General features: G+C 55.2%; 12 protein-coding genes. 8 read left to right on the forward strand and 4 right to left on the reverse strand.

All coding sequences use genetic code 11. The annotated features are described in order from the left end of the window. The first annotated feature begins 34 nt into the window (after positions 1-34). The 8 genes from HUU59_05495 (at position 35) to HUU59_05530 (ending at position 9,239) form a co-directional block, all read left to right on the forward strand. A complete protein-coding gene (locus HUU59_05495) occupies positions 35-2,230 on the forward strand; it encodes a carbohydrate binding family 9 domain-containing protein (protein NUO18884.1) in 2,196 nt (731 codons plus the stop codon). 28 nt (positions 2,231-2,258) lie between these two features. Beyond that, entirely contained in the window at positions 2,259-3,773 is a 1,515-nt protein-coding gene (gene lysS / locus HUU59_05500) for a lysine--tRNA ligase (protein NUO18885.1), read from the forward strand. 6 nt (positions 3,774-3,779) lie between these two features. Beyond that, positions 3,780-4,997: a lipoprotein-releasing ABC transporter permease subunit gene (locus HUU59_05505; protein ID NUO18886.1), complete on the forward strand. Its 1,218-nt coding sequence runs from the start codon at positions 3,780-3,782 to the stop codon at positions 4,995-4,997. Further along, on the forward strand, positions 4,987-6,459 hold the full coding sequence (locus tag HUU59_05510) for a glycosyltransferase family 39 protein (GenBank protein ID NUO18887.1): 1,473 nt from the start codon (positions 4,987-4,989) through the stop codon (positions 6,457-6,459). Before HUU59_05505 ends, HUU59_05510 begins: the two co-directional genes overlap by 11 nt. A 1-nt stretch (position 6,460) precedes the next feature. Continuing rightward, positions 6,461-6,931, forward strand: coding sequence for an Rrf2 family transcriptional regulator (locus tag HUU59_05515; GenBank protein ID NUO18888.1), 471 nt, complete (start codon positions 6,461-6,463; stop codon positions 6,929-6,931). A gap of 164 nt (positions 6,932-7,095) precedes the next feature. After that, a complete protein-coding gene (locus HUU59_05520; GenBank protein ID NUO18889.1) occupies positions 7,096-7,533 on the forward strand; it encodes an Rrf2 family transcriptional regulator in 438 nt (145 codons plus the stop codon). 68 nt (positions 7,534-7,601) lie between these two features. After that, positions 7,602-8,684: a multicopper oxidase domain-containing protein gene (locus HUU59_05525; GenBank protein ID NUO18890.1), complete on the forward strand. Its 1,083-nt coding sequence runs from the start codon at positions 7,602-7,604 to the stop codon at positions 8,682-8,684. Between the two features lie 15 nt (positions 8,685-8,699). Then, complete coding sequence (locus tag HUU59_05530) at positions 8,700-9,239, forward strand: redoxin domain-containing protein (GenBank protein NUO18891.1); 540 nt, start codon at positions 8,700-8,702, stop codon at positions 9,237-9,239. 72 nt (positions 9,240-9,311) lie between these two features. On the opposite strand, the gene HUU59_05535 is transcribed toward HUU59_05530, so the two are convergent. Genes HUU59_05535 through HUU59_05550 form a run of 4 tightly spaced genes read right to left on the reverse strand, consistent with a single transcriptional unit; the run spans position 9,312 to position 17,161 of the window. Further along, a complete protein-coding gene (locus tag HUU59_05535; protein NUO18892.1) occupies positions 9,312-9,830 on the reverse strand; it encodes a hypothetical protein in 519 nt (172 codons plus the stop codon). A gap of 17 nt (positions 9,831-9,847) precedes the next feature. Beyond that, positions 9,848-10,675 (reverse strand): hypothetical protein, encoded by an 828-nt coding sequence (locus HUU59_05540; GenBank protein NUO18893.1) that lies wholly within the window; start codon positions 10,673-10,675, stop codon positions 9,848-9,850. A gap of 7 nt (positions 10,676-10,682) precedes the next feature. Then, positions 10,683-11,741, reverse strand: coding sequence for a hypothetical protein (locus HUU59_05545; GenBank protein ID NUO18894.1), 1,059 nt, complete (start codon positions 11,739-11,741; stop codon positions 10,683-10,685). Further along, positions 11,738-17,161: a T9SS type A sorting domain-containing protein gene (locus HUU59_05550; protein NUO18895.1), complete on the reverse strand. Its 5,424-nt coding sequence runs from the start codon at positions 17,159-17,161 to the stop codon at positions 11,738-11,740. The genes HUU59_05545 and HUU59_05550 overlap by 4 nt, the downstream gene beginning before the upstream one ends. Positions 17,162-17,182: the final 21 nt, after the last annotated feature.

Raw genomic sequence — 17,182 nt, forward strand, 5'->3', positions numbered from 1 at the left:
TAAGCCGAATCTTACTACACGTTCTGGAGGACCCATGCCATTTGCTTTCGCCGTTTTCGTCTTGATACTGTTTCGGACTGCCGGGGCGGATATGCCGGGCTATGAGATAGTTGCTCAAAGGCTTGCCACCCCCATCCACTTGGACGGTAAACTGGAAAGCGCCTGGCTTTCGGGCGGGAAGGCCGACAACTTTATTCAGCGCGAACCGGGCTATCCTGCTCCTGCGACCCAGAAGTCAGAAGTGTATGTCCTCTATGACGAGGATGCGCTTTACTTCGGATACATGCTCTATGACACAGCTCCGGACAGCGTCAAGGGTCAGATTCAGAGACGGGACAACGACGCCAACTCGGATTTCATCGACCTGTATCTCGACACGTTTCACGACCAGCGCAGCGGCTATTGGTTCACGGTAACCGCAGCCGGTGTGCAGGCGGAAGGGACGTTCTTCAGCGAATCGAACTTGAGCGCGTCGTGGGACGCGGTATGGGAATCGGCCGTGGCCATTACGGACAGCGGCTGGAGCTGTGAGCTGCGGATTCCGTTTCAAATCATGCGTCACGGCGGTCCGCGCGAAGACGGCTGGGGAGTCGCCTTTGCGCGCAAGCTCTATCGCATTAACGAGGCGGGATTCTGGCCGCCTGTGGACCCCGAAATCGGCTGGAAGGCTTCGAACATCGGGGTGCTGAAGGGTCTTCAAAACATCGCTCCCTCCGCGCACATAGAGATTCTCCCACATGCCGTCGGCAGATGGGACGCTCCCGCCGGCGAGGATTTCCGTTCTGAAAATGAATGGGAGAATCTGGGTCTCACTGTCAAATATGTTCCGTCTGCTGCACTGAGTATTGACGCGGCATATCAGCCGGATTTTGCGCAAGTGGACGTGGACGACGAGGTGATTAATCTTTCCGATTATCCGGTATTTCTGGAAGAGAAGCGACCGTTCTTCTTGGAATCGAAAGAGTATTTCGAAGAGACTCCCTACCGCCTGATTTATACGCGCCGTGTGGCCGATCCGGATTATGGCGGACGAGTGAATGTGCAGGAGGGCAGGTTCAAACTCAGTGCTCTGGCCGGGAAGAACCGTCTTGCCTACCGCGACGAGAATTTTGACAGCCGCGAGATTCTGCAGGACGCGACGGCGGGACGGACAACGCTGAACATCGGACAGCGCAACCGCGTCGGGTTAACCTGGACTTATCTGAATCAATCGGGCTATCAAGCGGGGGCCGCCGGCTTGGATGCGCGCTTCCGCTGGCGCGAACGGGACAGGCTGCACGTTTGGTTCGGTGCGGTGGACAGAAGCGGCAAGCCCGTGCAGCATTGGTACCGCGTCGCTGAAGTTCGCGATGAGCAGCCGGTCGAGGCGCGCGCGGCCTATTTGCGGGATTACGGCCCCGTGCAGATGGATTTGGCCATCGCCTATCGCGGCAAGGATTACGATGTCAACGACCTCGGATGGGGCGACTTCTCCAATGCGTTTCGCCAGTCGTTCTGGATTGGTGACAACTATTTCTTGAACGGTACATTTCTGCGCAACATAGGTTTCGACATCAATGGACTGCGCTCCGCTCTGCAGGATAACACGAAAGCCGAGGGAACGGTCAGCGCAGGTTTCTTTGCCACAACGAGAAGCAACTGGGATTTCGGTGCGGGAACAGAGCACGGCGACGACTTTCGCAGGCGCTATGTCGGCCCGTCCGGCGGCGAGTACCGCGATAATTTCGGCAGCTTCAATTTCGAATACTACAAATACTTCTGGCACTGGCTTTGGTTCTACAGCGATAACACCAAGCCCTACCGCTATTCGCTGGAAGCGCGCTACCGCTATTTCCGCGACGGCAAGGCTGTCGGTCTTGACCCGCAATTCACGCTGCGTCCGCGCTCGAATGTCGAGACCAACCTGCGGATGAACTGGACACAGGTTCAGGATGCGCGCGACTTCAACGATGAGCGCACGGACTTTCGCATTTGGATATGGAAAACAACGTGGTCACCGACGCTCAAGCTCTCGTTCCGCGGCACGTTTCAATGGGTCGAGAAGGATTTCTACGAGTCTGAACAGGGCAGGTTGTACACGAATCTGCTCATGTCCTATAATTGGAATCCGGGCAGCTGGGTGTATCTTGTGTACGACGAAACATACCGCGATGTTGAACCGATTGATGTGAGCATGCCGGGCGACCGGACATTGCGCGCGAAACTAACCTACTTCTTTACGGTGCCGTAATTGCGGCACCATCACCTGTCCCGCCGATATGACTGAACATACGCACGACCAACACGAAGAACTCTCCGAACTTTTAAGACTGCGCCGCGAAAAACTTGACACGCTGCGCAGTCACGGTGTCAATCCCTACCCCTATTCGTTTGAAAAGACGATTCACATTCCCGAGCTGCTCGAAAGGTTTGAGAGTGTGCAGGAGTCAGAAGACCACGTCGGTCCCGAGTTCGCGATTGCCGGCCGCATTGTCTCCGTGAGAATCATGGGCAAGGCGGCCTTTTGTCATGTGCGAGATGAATTCGGCCAGATGCAGGTCTATGTGCAGCGCGACCGCGTCGGTGACGAGGCATTCACTCTCTTCAAGCTTTTTGACATTTCCGACTGGATTGGAGTGCGCGGCACGGCGTTCCTGACCAAGACCGGCGAGAAGTCGCTTCGCGCAAGTGAAGTGGTGATACTCTCCAAGAGCGTCAAGCCTCTTCCCGTTGTCAAGCAGCAGGGCGATGAAGTCTTTGATGCGTTCTCTGACAAGGAGTCACGCTATCGTCAGCGTTATATTGACCTTGCCGTCAATCCGGAGAATCGCGGGATTTTCCGCACGCGGGCGAAAATTATCTCGGCGATTCGCGAGTTTCTTGATGCGCGCGGCTATCTCGAAGTGGAGACTCCCGCATTGCAGCCGCTTTACGGAGGAGCGCTTGCCCGTCCCTTCATGACTCACTACAACGCGCTTGACCGCACGTTCTATTTGCGCATCGCCGATGAACTCTACTTGAAGCGGCTCTTGGTGGGCGGCTTCGAGAAAGTGTATGAAATCTGCAAGGACTTTCGCAACGAGGGTATGGACAGATTCCATAATCCTGAATTCACCATGCTGGAGTTCTATCAGGCCTTCGCGGATTTTGAAATGATTATGAACCTCTCAGAAGAGATGTTCCGGCACGTCGCGATGCGCGCACTTGGCACAACTGTGGTCACCTATCAAGGCAAGACCGTGGATTTCGGAAAGCCGTTCAGACGCGCGCGTTTCTTTGATTTGCTGAAGGAAGCCACGGGCAGGGACTTGCTCGGGATTTCGCTTGCGGAATTGGGCGAAGCGGCCAAGTCACACGATGTCGAAATTACGCGCGAGATGGGTGAAGGCAAGATTCTCGATGAAATGATGAAGACGCTTGTGCGGCCGAAGCTCGTCGAGCCGACCTTCATCTACGATTATCCGCTGTCCCTGTCGCCGCTTGCCAAGAAACATCGTGGAGACCCGCGTTTGGTGGAGCGCTTTCAGCCTTTCGCATTGGGATTCGAATTAGGCAATGCCTTCTCAGAGCTCAACGATCCGCTCGACCAGCGCGAACGCTTTGAAGCTCAGCGCAAACTAAAAGAGGCCGGCGACGAAGAGACGCAGCCGATTGACGAAGATTTCCTGAACGCACTCGAATACGGCATGCCTCCGACAGGCGGCATGGGCATCGGCATTGACAGATTGACGATGCTCCTGACGGATCAGGATTCTATCCGCGAAGTAATTTTGTTCCCGCATTTGAGAAGTTAAGACTTCTTGTCCACCCCCCTTTTCATAGCCTCGCGATACCTGCGTGCGCGGACGCACGGCGGGTTTATCTCGCTGATAACCTATCTATCGGTAGGCGGTGTCACGATTGGCACCGCCGCGCTGATTATTGTGCTGTCGGTCATGAACGGCTTTGAGACGGAAGTGCGCGCGCGGATTTTGGGAGCGGACGCGCATCTGCGTTTGGAGACATTTGACCAAGACGGACTCGCTGCTTGGCAGGACGCGCAGAAGATCGTGCGCGAAGTCCCCGACGTGACGGGAGTGTCGCCGTTCATTTTCGAAAAGGGAATGGTGCGCGCGAAGAAGAAAGCGGAGGCGGCAGCATTTCGCGGAGTGGATGAGGCCACGCTTGCCGAAGTGTCCGACTTGCCATTGCATATGAAGACCGGCACACTGAAACTGAAGCGCGACGGACTGCCGGGAATTGTGCTGGGCAGATTTCTGGCCGAACGGCTCGATGTCGCCGCCGGGGACACGGTCGTGGTTTTCTCACCCGCAGGCGTGACCGGCCCACTTTCAACTCCGCAAGTCAAACAGTTCGTGCTTGCCGGAACGTTTCAGACGGGTTTATTCGAGTTCGACGACGTACTCGCTTATATGGATATCGAGACGGCGCAAAGAGTGTTCCTGCGCAAGGACAAGGTGGACGGTCTCGAAATAAAAATCGCCGACCTCTTTGCCGCTGACCAGGTGCGCGAGAAAATCGAATCGAAGTTCAGCGCCGATTTCTTCGTGCGCACGTGGTATGAGCTGCGCTCGACGCTGTTTTCGTGGATGAAGATCGAGAAATGGATGTGGACGATTATTCTCTCCATCATCATCATCGTGGCGGCGTTTAATATTCTCTCCACCTTGATCATGGTGTCCATGGAGAAACGGCGCGATATCGGGATATTGAAAGCCATGGGTGCTCGTGACAAGGATATCGCAGCCGTGTTTTCGCTGCAGGGACTGATTGTCGGTATCAGCGGCGCCGTGCTGGGGACATTGCTCGGATTCGTCGTATGCTACGGCCAACTCAAGTATGAGTGGATTGCTCTGCCCTCGGATATCTACTTTCTCGACGCGCTGCCCGTCAAAATGATGCCGCTCGATTTCGTGCTCGTGATTGTCATCGCGATTCTGCTGGCTTATCTGGGGTCGCTCTATCCTGCGCGCAAAGCATCGAGGCTGTCTCCCGTGGAGGCGATTCGTGAAGGATAGTTCTCCGGCGCGAGATATTCCGGCATATGTCCTCTTCGTAATTACGGCGGCGGCGTTTTGCGTGCGCGTGCCGTATCTTGATTACAGTTTTTATGGCGATGAAGGATTCTCCGTCATCCGCGACAGTTCCAAGCTGATTACGGACACCGAAGACCGCTTTCGTCCACTCTTCTTCACTCTCCTCTATATATGGCGGCAGCTCGGCTTTGAAGGCGAACTCGGCCTGCGAATGCTGCCGTTACTCTTCGGTGTGGTGCAGATTCCGCTCGCGTATCTATTCGGCCGCAAACTTCGCGACGAGAAACTCGGCCTTTTGCTGGCCGTGCTGGTGGCCGCGTCACCCATGCTGATTGAATTCTCGCAGGAACTGCGCATGTACTCGATGGTGGCGGCGATTGCGCTGGCGCAAGCCTATTTGCTCCTGCTCATCCTCGAACGTTTTACGTGGTGGCGGTGGCTTGGATTCGTGCTGGTTGCCGTTGCCGGAGTGTACACGCATCTGCTATACTGGCTCTTCTTGATGGGCATGGCTTTGACATTTCTGCGCGAGCGCAAACGACTTTCGCTCATCAGGGGTTGGAGTTCGCTCGCGGCCACGGTTCTGCTCTATCTGCCGAATCTGCCGAACCTGATGCGCTTTCAGGAAACTCGCGGCGGCGAGTATCACATGCATTTTCTGAGCGCAATCCCGAAACTGCTGGCGGCCTTCACCGTGGGATTCAATTACTTCGCCTTGGGAGAACAGGGCGCGGGGCGCGCAGTGGGAGCGGGTGATTTGCTGGCCAATCTGCCGCTGGCCCTGCTTGTTCTGATTGCCGGAGCCGTTATCCTGTGGAAAGTGGCGTGGCTGCACTCGCGGGACACCGGACGGGCTTCGCTGTGGCTGGGACACGAACTGTTTACCGTGCCGGTCCTGCTGGCAGCGCTGGCCAGCGCCGCGACGGGAAAGTATTTTCTGCAGCCGAAATACTTGATTTTCTCCCTCCCGTTTGCGTTGTTATTCCTCGCCCTTGCCTTTGACGATATTCGCAACCTCAACGGTCGGAAAACAATGGCGGCCATAGGTGCAATCATCGCAGCTGTTGCCCTGTCGCATTATTGGAGTCCGGAACACTATGGCCGCAAGGAGAACTGGCGTACGGCGGCCGAGGTGCTCTCCACCTCTGTGAGTGAGTCCTCCTCCCTGGTCCTGCTTCCCGGTCACTATCGTCTCTTGAGTTACTACGCTCCCGGAATTGAAAAGAACTGGGAGCAGATCGATCTGCAGGCGGACAGCTTGGCTGCGGTTACAAAACTCACCGAACTGTCGCGACTGAAAGACGAGATATACTACCTTCGCCACGATGTCGTCCAGAATCTCCGCGATCCGGATGACAATCTTATTACAATACTGAACCGGTCAGGAAAGACACTCTCGATTACGCAACTCAATCCACGTTTCAAAATCTACCGTTGGGGTTAAGATGCTTCTCTCGCGACCGACTACTTATGCAGTGCGCGCTCTCCTTTATCTGGCAAAGCAGGATTCTGCGGTGCCGATACTCGCACCGACGATTGCTAAAGAGGAGCATTTGCCGGCCCCGTTTCTGGCTAAGCTCTTGCGAACCCTTGCGGAGGCGAAGATTCTGACATCCAATCGTGGCCCGGGGGGAGGTTACAAGCTGGCGAAATCACCGGAACAGATATCCTTGCAGGATGTGTCCGTGCTGTTCGACGGTCTGACCCTCGCCAATGAGTGCCTGCTTGGTTATGGCCGCTGTTCGGACACGACACCCTGCCCGGTACATAAGCTTTGGGGTCCCCGCAAGACGTACATGCAGGAATTTCTGCGGGAGACCACCATCGCCAGCCTATTGTCCCTTGAATCAAGCCGCGTGGGACCCGTCATCGATGACACAAAACGGGGACGACGAAAGACAACAAAGTATAAATGACACGTATGGAGAGGCCTGATGGCCTCTCTTTTTTGACCACCACGTGGGGGCATTTCCGTAAGAGTTTGTTAAATAATTGCATGCAATTGTCATTTATTGAAACCAAATACTTGACAAAGCGGTCTAAAATTATAGATTATGATTAAAAGATACGTTAATCAATTATGATATTCTCCCGTCCAACCAGCTACGCCGTCCGGGCACTTGTCTATCTGGCACATCACTATGGCAGAGGCCCTGTTCTGGGTTCCGATATTGCCAAGGGAGAAAACCTGCCCGCTCCGTTTCTGGCAAAGTTGATGCGTGAACTTACATCCTCCGGAATCGTCAAAGCCTCTCGCGGCCCCGGCGGCGGTTTTGTTCTGGGACGCGATCCCAGGCAGATTTCCCTCTGGGATGTCTTTACTCAATATGACGGGCTCGCGCTCTCAGGTGAATGCTTGCTGGGCTGTGGCACGTGTTCTGAAGACAACTCGTGTTATGTTCATGCCGAATGGGCAGAGCCAAAGGCTGTTCTAAAATCTTTCTTGAAAAGGACTTCGATTGCCGACTTGGCAGCTCGAAAGACCGCTGTCCAAGGCTTGGTCGAGGCCGGCAATTAATCAGGCCTTTTCTTTTTCTCAAATTGTTGATAAAAAGGTCAACTAATCAGTTAAAATAGGAGCTCATCATGGCTCACCTGTCCCTCAAGTCCATCGTGCTGTCGCTCTCAATTCTGGCACTCGCCGCCCTCTCCCTGTGGTTTGTAACCGGCTGTAATGGCGAAGCACGGGCTAACAAAACAACCTATGAGAACATCGTCCTCGGTTCGGAAAAATCCAAACTGAGCATGACTCCGCCCACAACGAAACAACTCGCGGAAGGCCCTTCGCTGAGTCAGGCTCCCAATGTGAAGCCTTTGGTCAAAGCCAAGGAGCACAATGTCCGCATTGACTGCACGCACAGCATGATTGAAGTCGAAGACGGCGTCACCTATGCGGCATGGACATTCGGCGGCACACTGCCAGGTCCGGTGCTGCGTGTGAAGCAGGGCGACCTTGTTCACTTCACGATGACCAACCGCTCGGACAAGACCATGAACATCTCCCCCCCGTCTCCGCACTCGATTGATTTTCACGCGGCGATGGTGAATCCGCATGACAAGTATCAGGAAGTTGTTCCCGGTGCTACGATTCAGTTTGACTGGACTGCGAATTATCCGGGAGTATTCATGTATCATTGCGGCTCCCCGGCAATTTTGCAGCACATGATTTACGGCATGGTGGGAATGACGATTGTCGAGCCGAAAGACGGCTACCCGACCGAAGTTGACAAGGAATTCGCGCTGGTGCAGAGCGAATACTATCTGACCAAGCTTGACGACGGAACATGGGTGACGGACATGACGGCGGCGCTGGACAAGAACGCGACCTATGTGACGTTTAACGGCAAGCCGGCACAGTATGTCAACAATCCGCTCAAGGTGAAAGCCGGAGAACGAGTTCGCCTCTTCCTCTGCAATGTCGGGCCGTGCGGAACGTCGAGCTTCCACGTCGTCGGAACCATCTTCGACCGTGTGTGGTTTGACGGCAATCCGGACAATGAAATGCGCGGCATGCAGACGGTTCTGCTCGGCGCTTCCAGCGGTGCAATTGTGGAATTCGTTCTGCCTGAAGAAGGCACTTATCCGTTCGTTGACCACGAATTCGCGGATGTCGAAAAGGGCGCCGTTGGTTTATTTGTCGCCGAAGGCACACTGCTCGCGTCCAAGTGAGCAATGGAGTTTCACATGATTCGACGCTCACTCATCCTCGCGCTTGTGCTGCCGGCACTGCTCTTCGGAGCCACGATTCCCGACCGCAAAATGACGAGCTACGTTCCCGGCAAGCGGGGAACCGTGCTGATATTCGTTTCAAGCATGTGCCCCTGCACGGACCAGCATCGCATTGAAGTGAAGCAACTTTTGACCACGACGCGGTCGCGGGGAATCTCCTACTATTGCGTGTTCTCGAATATCACGGAAAACGACAGCCGCATCGGTCAATTCTATCGCAACATCGGCTGGGACATGCCCTACATTCATGACAAGGATGGAAGTCTGGCGAAGAAATTCGGAGCTTCACATACGCCGCAAGTGGTCATGCTGGACGCGAATCTGCAGATGATTTATCGCGGTCCGATTGACGACTCGAACAGAAATCTCGGCAAGATTGAACATGCCTACTTGCGTGACAATGTCAATTCACTGTTGAAAGAGGAATCGCTTCCGTTCACGGAAGTGGCTCCCATTGGCTGCTGGCTCGTGACCTCTCTGAGCATGCAGCAATGACGGCCCGGGGGGGGCTGATATGAAAAGGGCTGTGCACTTCGCACAGCCCTTTGTGTTTTCTCTGGTAATGCGCTATTCCGCTATGAAGAAGAAATAATAAACGTTGGCGACGATGGCGAGTTGACCGACCACCTGCGCGACGTCGGCCACAAGCTGCCATGCCGAGCCGTGCACGACGATTGTGTCTTCCGGTTTCAAATCGGGAATCAACCGTTTGTCACCCGTCTTGATGTATTTGCGCACGTTGACCGTCATGACATCCTGCTCACCGGTGTCCTCTTCGCGCACAACTTTGACGTCTGAGAGCCGCGAACGCGCACTCGGACCTCCCGCCAGCGACATCAGCGCCACCAAGTCCGTTTCCGCCGGCACGTAATACTGTCCGGGACGCTGCACCCTGCCCCAGATGTTAACACGTATCAGCAGTTCGTTCGCTTCGTTGAGATAGTACTTGCTGCCTTCGCCGATGCGCTTCACTTGCGGAATCTTGTAGGGCACTTGCCCGACCTGCATATCGGTCTGTGCAAACGCGGACATCACGGTGAAGGACAGCAGAACTATGATGAATGGGAAGTTTCGTACGAGCCTCATGCGGCCTCCGTTTCGACTCACTCTTTATATGTAAATGTTGTGTACATCGCGGACCCTGCCAGCGCGACGTCATTGGTATCCGACGCGACATAGCTGACCGCATTCAACTGCCAGACATAAGTACAGTCCCGCGTCATGGGTCTGAAGGCTCCGCCGGAGCCGACCAGAACGGAATTGTTCTCCGCATAAAGCTGCAGGTCATGATCCCAAATCAGCGAATCCATGCCGTACCATTGCGAATAGACGCGAATCTTGTAAAACGAAAGATAGGTTCCCGTTCCGCCGATAGGGTAATTCCAGGTCAATCTCGTATTGTCACCCGTGCCTGCGATATTCAGATTGTAGGGGTTATAAATCATCCGAAAATACACGGAATCGCTCCACTCCGAGCGGTTTCCAGCCGTGTCGTAGGCCTGCACCTGCCACCAATAGCCGCGCGTGAGTCCCTGATCATTCGGAGCGAGCAGATTCGCCGGATCGCCGAATTGATCTTCGCCGCGGTCAATCCAGAACAGGACGAATTGATCAATCAGATCAACTCCAATCGCCAAGTCCGCGACAATCGGAGCCTCGTCGGCTGTCGTATGCTCGTACCACCTGCGGACGCGGTATCCTGACAAATCGTCTTCCGGATTTCGGTACCATTCAACACGAGTCCAGTAGTTCCGATCAGTCCGAGTCGGCTCAGGTCTGATTCCCGCCTGCGGATAAATTGCATCGTTGCTGCGAGGAACCATCAGCGGCCGTTGCGGCGGCACGTCGTCACGGCTTGCCGTATCTTCTCCGCAGCTTACAATCAGGAATGCGGCCAGCGCAGCGAACATCACATGTCTTACCATGGTCATACGTGCCTCATTTCAGCTTGATGGAAACGCTGACACGGTGTGTCGTGCCCAGGTCGCGCGCGTAGTATGCATAATCCGCCGTCATCCTCCAGAGCTGAATACCGGCTCCGGCAGACCACTCGTCATGCCACATGCCGCCGCGAATTGACAGCACGTTTTCAAAGTTATACTCAATCCCGGCGTGCCGCCTGCGCTCGTAACGCTTTTCCGTTTCATAGGCCAGCGTGAGTCTGCTGTTTTGGCCGGGCATTTTCTGTTCCAGCGAAATCGAGCTGTAGAAGTTCGTCGGGACAGCGTCCTTCACTCCTTCGCCCCAGTCCACCTCCGTGCGTGTCAAATCCTTGACCACTGCGCCATAACTCAGCTTTGCCCGCCAGTTGTCAAGCACGATTTCATCCATCGGAAACCGGAACTGAATACCCGCGTCCGCACCGATACCCGTGCCCGATGAGCTGCCCAGCTTGTTGTTGAGCAGTTTCAAATTCAACCCGACGGGCATTTCCAGCGGAATCGTGAAATACGACCAGCCCAAATCCAGTGTGAACTGATTATACTTCGCAAAAGTGAAAAACAGGGCTGACTCGGTATCTGAGAACACTCCCGACGGCGATGCGCCGGTGGCCAGCAGATACTCCTGCACCGAATTGATGTAAATCGTATCTCCGTCCACAATGACAAACCGGAACGCGGGCGCGCGCGCAAGAATCGCGGCCACTTCCGCGTCATAATCCGGGTGCTGCTGAATATCCGGCACGCCCAGTCGTACGTAGTTGATTGCGAAGACCGAGCCGGTGACCGGCAACGTGACACCTGTTGAGGAGAAATTCGCCAGTCCGTCCCACAAATCCGCATACATTCCCGTCGCCTGAATACCTGTGACATATCCCATGCCGGCGGGATTCCAGTAGAAGCTCGACCCGTCGTATGTGTGCGCCGCCATCGCGCCGCCCATGGCGATTCCCCGCGCGCCCACACCAAGCTCAAGAAACTCACCGGCGTATTTCGCCGCGTGTACCGAAGTCGAGGCGGTCAGCAGAAGAATCAGGATGCGAATGAACTGTATCATTTGCGCACCTTCGCAAGTTTGACAACTTCTTCTATCTCCTGCTCTCCTTGCCTGGCGATTATCTTGGCGAAATACACGCCGTTGGCGACCTCGTCACCGTAGTCGTCGCGGCCGTCCCACTTCTGCGTGCGATAGTTCGCTGTAGCGCGTTCATTATCACGAAGTGTGCGAATCAAACGTCCGGACACCGTGTAAATCTTGATTTCGGTGAAGTCGTCGGTAACACCTGTCAGCGTGTAGGCAATCGTCGTGTTGCTGGCAAACGGATTGGGATAGTTGATTGCCCACTCAAAGCCGAAGCTGCCCCGCACTTCAAACTGTGTCTCATAGACCGTGCTGTTGCGCTGATTGTCGCTGGCCAAAATTTCCATCGTGTGGATGCCCGTATCGAGATCAGGTTCAAACATCGCGGTCATCGTCGACGCAGTCAGCACCGTGTCGTTCCACGTAATCATGTCGTCGGGAACGGTGTCTCCGTCCAGAATCATGTAGAACAAACCCTCGTCGCGCCGCACGCCTCCCGGGTCGGAAAACGTCGCGAAGATTTGTGGATTGCGCGGCACCAGCGCGCCCTGTGTATAGCGGACACCGCCGACGGCAAGCTCGATGGTTGGTCCTTGGCTGTCCGCTCGCCGGAAGATGGCTAGTTCACCCACATAAGGCACAGTCCCCGTTGCGCGCAGCCTCCACACAATAATGGTATCGAGCGACGGATTCGCGGGAACGGGAAGAACACGAATGACATCCACAGTATCCCGCGTCAGCGTGACATCTTCGGCCATCTGCCAATACTCCAACTGCGGATCCTTGACAAACAGCGAATACGGTGCGAGCGGCACAAGACTGCGCAAAGTGTCGCGTCCCTCGATGGAGAGCGTGACCCGCGCTGAGAAACTGTCGGAAAGCGATGACACCGTGTCATCGAACATCGCCTTGAACACACCGTGCGTGCTCTGCGTGAACGGCTGTCTTAAGCCCTGGGATTGCAGCTGCGCGGTCTCGGCCGCCGTCAGCATTCGCGGCTGCGAGTAACCGATAGCGGCGCTGTCGCGGTCAAGAATGCTCGGCGGCACCTGCACAAACAGCGAGTCATTGTTGGACAGCGACCAGTACTTGTGCGCACCGATTTGGAACGGCCGCTCCTGGAAAGTACCGCGCATTCTCGTGCACGGATAGTACGACGGCAATTCAATCACGAATTCACGGAGATTGTTATCCTCACGGAATTCGAGATACTCATCCTCCGGGTCGACCTCAACGGTCACGCTGTATCTGCCCGGCTGGAAACTCGTGGGGATGTAAGCTCCCTGTTCCGGCTCGCCGAAACCAAGAGTTGTCATGACGTGGTCCACGGTAAACGAATCGAGCACCACCGTCACCGTGTCACCGGACTCGACATAGCTGGAGTCCCGCACGGCGGTCAGACGAATGGTGACATCTTCAATTTCGCGCGTGACACTGCTGCGCGATACTCGCACCGGCTGATAATAATACGGACGCCTTCCGCCCTTCTCACCGGGCGAGGAGGAGAGAACAAAAGTCAGGTTCAGGTCCGGACGCTGCGCGATTCGTAAGTCATAGTAGTCCGATTCAAATTCGCTTTCACCGACCGGCGTCACGAAGAACTTCATGCGGTAGGTCGCGCCTTCGAAATCGTAAGGACCGAGCTGACTGGTGGTTTGAAATACTCCCGGATTGAACTGCACCATGCTCATCGTGTCGAGCCGAACCGGTCCTTGCGGCGGAGTGAAAATTCCCCTGAATCGCACCGACTGAATATCGCTTTCATGCAGAATCGTAGCTCCGACGCGGAATGGTTCGCCGCTGTGTGCCACCGGGCCGGGAAGCGGACCGACATCGAATATCTGCACATGTTCGAGGCTGTCGGCCAGGAACATCGGGAAACAGCCAATCGCGTTGCGCTTTAGAACCGGGTCTGTCAAATAGACGACGACCGTGCCGCGCGGTGCAATGAAGTTCGGAATCGGAATTACCGGCGACAGCCACTCGCGTGTCAAAACGTCATATTGTTCGATATCGTCGGGATCAAACGCGGGCGAGTGAATCGTGGCCAGCGACGCCACCACTCGCGGCGGAATGCCGATGGTGCGGTATTCGTAAATTTCGTCGTTGTAAGGCAGCACATACGCGAAAGTCGCATTTTGTTCGGTCACTTCCCACGGCACCGTCACCTGCACGCGCAAATTCTGAGTGCCGGTTGTGTCATCGGGATTGACGACGTTGGACTCACCGGCGATTTCAGGATCAATTCTGTCCTTGGGTACGGCCAACTGCAGCCCCGGGTCCCCGAGCAGATTCATCATCATCATCATCGCCATCGGCGACGTAAATCCGATAGGTGTATTTAGCGAACTCCAATACCGTGCCTTATTGAATTGCGTTGCCTCGCCCATGGTCAGCGCGTCACCGGATAACGCGAACTCAAACAGCCTCCGCTGCATAATCTGACCCGCAATAGCCCATCCGACTCCCGACGAGCTGTAAAATCCGATGGCGCCGATAATATCGTTGTTGTTATTGCGTGTGAACAGGAATGCTTCACCGAGTACCGCAGACTGACTACGGTCATCGAACGCGCCCACATAGCAGGTGAAGTTGGTGATGAAGGGGAAAGTCTCGCGGTTGTTAAGCAGGCGCACTCCGGTCACGTCAATCAAGCGGCTGCCTGACCAAACTCCACCGCCCCCGTGTCCGTTGTAGTTAACGACGACACAGCCTTCGCGCAGAGCGTCACGTAAGCGAATGGGACCTTGTCCCGCCGGAATACTGTCCAAATACATGCGCGTCACGTTCATGCACGAACTGTTGACCAGTTCCCGAATCGCCGGCTCTGAATAGCCTGATACGAAGTCATTTCGACCGTCAAACGTATCCGCAATCATCAGCACATTGCTCTGGAACATGCCCTCATAGTCAGGGTCGGTTTCGTATTTGATTGCCTTGCGGACATAGGTCTGCAGTTCCAGCGGCGTGCGGCACGAAATTCTACCGACGGCAATATCGGGAATAATATCATACTCCGACCCCGACACACAGCCCATGAGGTAATCCGCGGATGCAGAGCCAAAATCAAGCGTCGGCGGTGAGAAGGACGGCAGCTGATTTCCCGGAATACTGCCTTCACGCTGTTCGAGCACGGCGTCTCCCACCAAACACAGGTGCGTTGGCCGCACGGTCCAATGGTCGTACGCATACTTCATGAAGTCGCGAATCGCATACGGCGTAAACAATCCGCCGGAAAACTGCTCAAACACTTCACTCAACGGAATTGTCAGCACCGAGTTGTTGAAATTAATCCGCCGCAGGCTGTCCAGCGCGCGCAGCGACGTGTCGGCCAGATACGGATCATAAGCGATGAGCACATATTCGGCTCCCGGGTGGTTCCGCAAATCAACCGCAATCGTATCCGGCACCATGGAGAACGGCGGCAGCACATAATTATCCCCCCACACCAGCACGTCATGCGGTCCATTCGAAACCAGCGGAAAACGCACCGCCCAGCTCGCGCTTTCATCTGCCGGAGTCACTCGCCGCACGTCCAGCGATGTCAGACGGCTGTGACCAAGTTTCCAGACTTGAACATTGGATGTACCGAAACCGCGAATGTCATAGGCCACCGTATCTCGGAGCGGCGCGTTGAAATCAAACCTGAATTCTCCGTTGCGCGCGCGCATGTCTCTTTCGTACTCGACTTCAAACCAGTTGACCAATACCTTGTCCAGCGTGCCTGAAATGGCATTTCCCGGCACGGTGACCGTGAACGTGTTGATGCCGTTAATAAGATCTTCTGTTTGGATATTGCTCGAACCGGAGGAATTCAATTTCGTCTGGAAGATGACTGCCGACTGCCCGCCCCACACCGCCGCCGTATCGCTGCTGTTCTGTCGTCCAATGGTCAATCCATTGTCCGTCAGTCCGTTCAACGACACAACCGCATAGTGATTGTATCCCGGGTTGGCACTGAATCCTGTCAGACAGGCGCGCACAATCACCGGCTCAAAACTATAGGGTGGATTCGGATTCGGGAACGGAATGAACTCGTCAAAATTTCGCGATGTCAGCGCGTCAATGCGTTCGCCCCAGAACCAGTTGTCCTGCAAAAGTGCAAGCGGGCCTTCGCGCAACAGCTTTGATCCAAGGAACGTGTAGGAATCCGAGAGTCGGTCAAAGTAGCGGTCGCGTTCGAAATGCATTTTTGCCTTCACACTGCGCACGAGTTCCGCGTTCCACGTCGGCTGCCATGACCCATCCTCTTCACCCAGTCGCAATCCCGGACGTCCGTCACCCCAATAGAGTTGATAGCAATTTTCGATGGAAAACGGATCCTGATAGAGCGCGGGCACCAGATGAGTGTAGGTCTTTTCGTTGCGCTCGCCGAAGAAATCAATATGATCGAACATATCAAAGCGGCCGTCCTCCTGCCCCTCAACGACAATCGGAATCTCACGTCCCTTGTTATAGACGTGCAGGTCCCACGGAGTAATCTGGTCAATCGGCACACCCATCATATGCATGTATTCGCCGGTCAAGCGCACGATGCTTGTTTCGCGCACGTATACCCGCCAGCTATTCACATTGTAGATTGGCCCGTCGTGGTCGTCCAGTCCCCGATTGTCCCGGCCTTCCCGGACATCCCGCGCCCGCGAGGGTAGCGCCGTTTCGGCCATTTTTCCCAGCATTTTGCGCAGGGCCAATGTCTCGTTGGGACGGTCAGGAAGTCTTATTTCGCTATTTGACGAATTAGGCCTTATCACCTGAATCCGGGCTCGCTTCAACACCCGGCCTTGCCCCGTTAAAGTGTTGATTTGTATCGGCCTGATGTTTAAGGAAAGAAGCCGGTGACCTCGAAATACTCCGGTCTCCGACAGCTCAACCAAGCGAACCGGCCACAGCTCACCCTTTTTTTCCGTCCGAAGTTTACGCTCGTAGAACGATAAATCCTTGAATTCGTCCTCGACCGCCCACACTGCATCAGCTGAGGATGAGCTCGGCCGCTCATCCATGATGAAGTCCTCGGGCATCGGCAGGCACGCCCCAAAGTTCACTTCTTCGAATTGGGATTCAATCAGAGTAACGGACGCAGGTCCGGGCAGGGCGTCTATCAGCTCTGAAATTCCCGGCAGCAGAACCACGCCCGGCTCGTGCACCGGAACGCATCCGGCCATGTGTATTTCAGTAAGATGCCCCGTAGCAGGATCATGAACGGTTTCGTAATCAGGACACACCCATTCCAGCAGAATCCGGTCAGGCTGAATTTCGCGGACGTGCAAGCCCGGCTCGCTGGCCTTTGCGACTTGGAGCGTCTGCTTCCCGGACTGCTTTTGCCCGGCCGAAAAGCCCTGCCAGAATAACCCTGCCAGAGCGAGTAAAGTTAGAAGTATTAGTCCTTTAGATTTCATTCCCGCTATAGAGTTGGCCAT

It is taken from the genome of bacterium (assembly GCA_013360195.1).
Taxonomy (GTDB): Bacteria; Electryoneota; RPQS01; order RPQS01; family RPQS01; genus JABWCQ01.

Coding starts and splice junctions, on each gene's coding strand:
- HUU59_05520 (NUO18889.1), top strand. CDS start 7,096: ATGATATTCTCCCGTCCAACCAGCTACGCCGTCCGGGCACTTGTCTAT.
- HUU59_05530 (NUO18891.1), top strand. CDS start 8,700: ATGATTCGACGCTCACTCATCCTCGCGCTTGTGCTGCCGGCACTGCTC.
- lysS (NUO18885.1), top strand. CDS start 2,259: ATGACTGAACATACGCACGACCAACACGAAGAACTCTCCGAACTTTTA.
- HUU59_05515 (NUO18888.1), top strand. CDS start 6,461: ATGCTTCTCTCGCGACCGACTACTTATGCAGTGCGCGCTCTCCTTTAT.
- HUU59_05495 (NUO18884.1), top strand. CDS start 35: ATGCCATTTGCTTTCGCCGTTTTCGTCTTGATACTGTTTCGGACTGCC.
- HUU59_05550 (NUO18895.1), bottom strand. CDS start 17,161: ATGAAATCTAAAGGACTAATACTTCTAACTTTACTCGCTCTGGCAGGG.
- HUU59_05535 (NUO18892.1), bottom strand. CDS start 9,830: ATGAGGCTCGTACGAAACTTCCCATTCATCATAGTTCTGCTGTCCTTC.
- HUU59_05540 (NUO18893.1), bottom strand. CDS start 10,675: ATGACCATGGTAAGACATGTGATGTTCGCTGCGCTGGCCGCATTCCTG.
- HUU59_05545 (NUO18894.1), bottom strand. CDS start 11,741: ATGATACAGTTCATTCGCATCCTGATTCTTCTGCTGACCGCCTCGACT.
- HUU59_05525 (NUO18890.1), top strand. CDS start 7,602: ATGGCTCACCTGTCCCTCAAGTCCATCGTGCTGTCGCTCTCAATTCTG.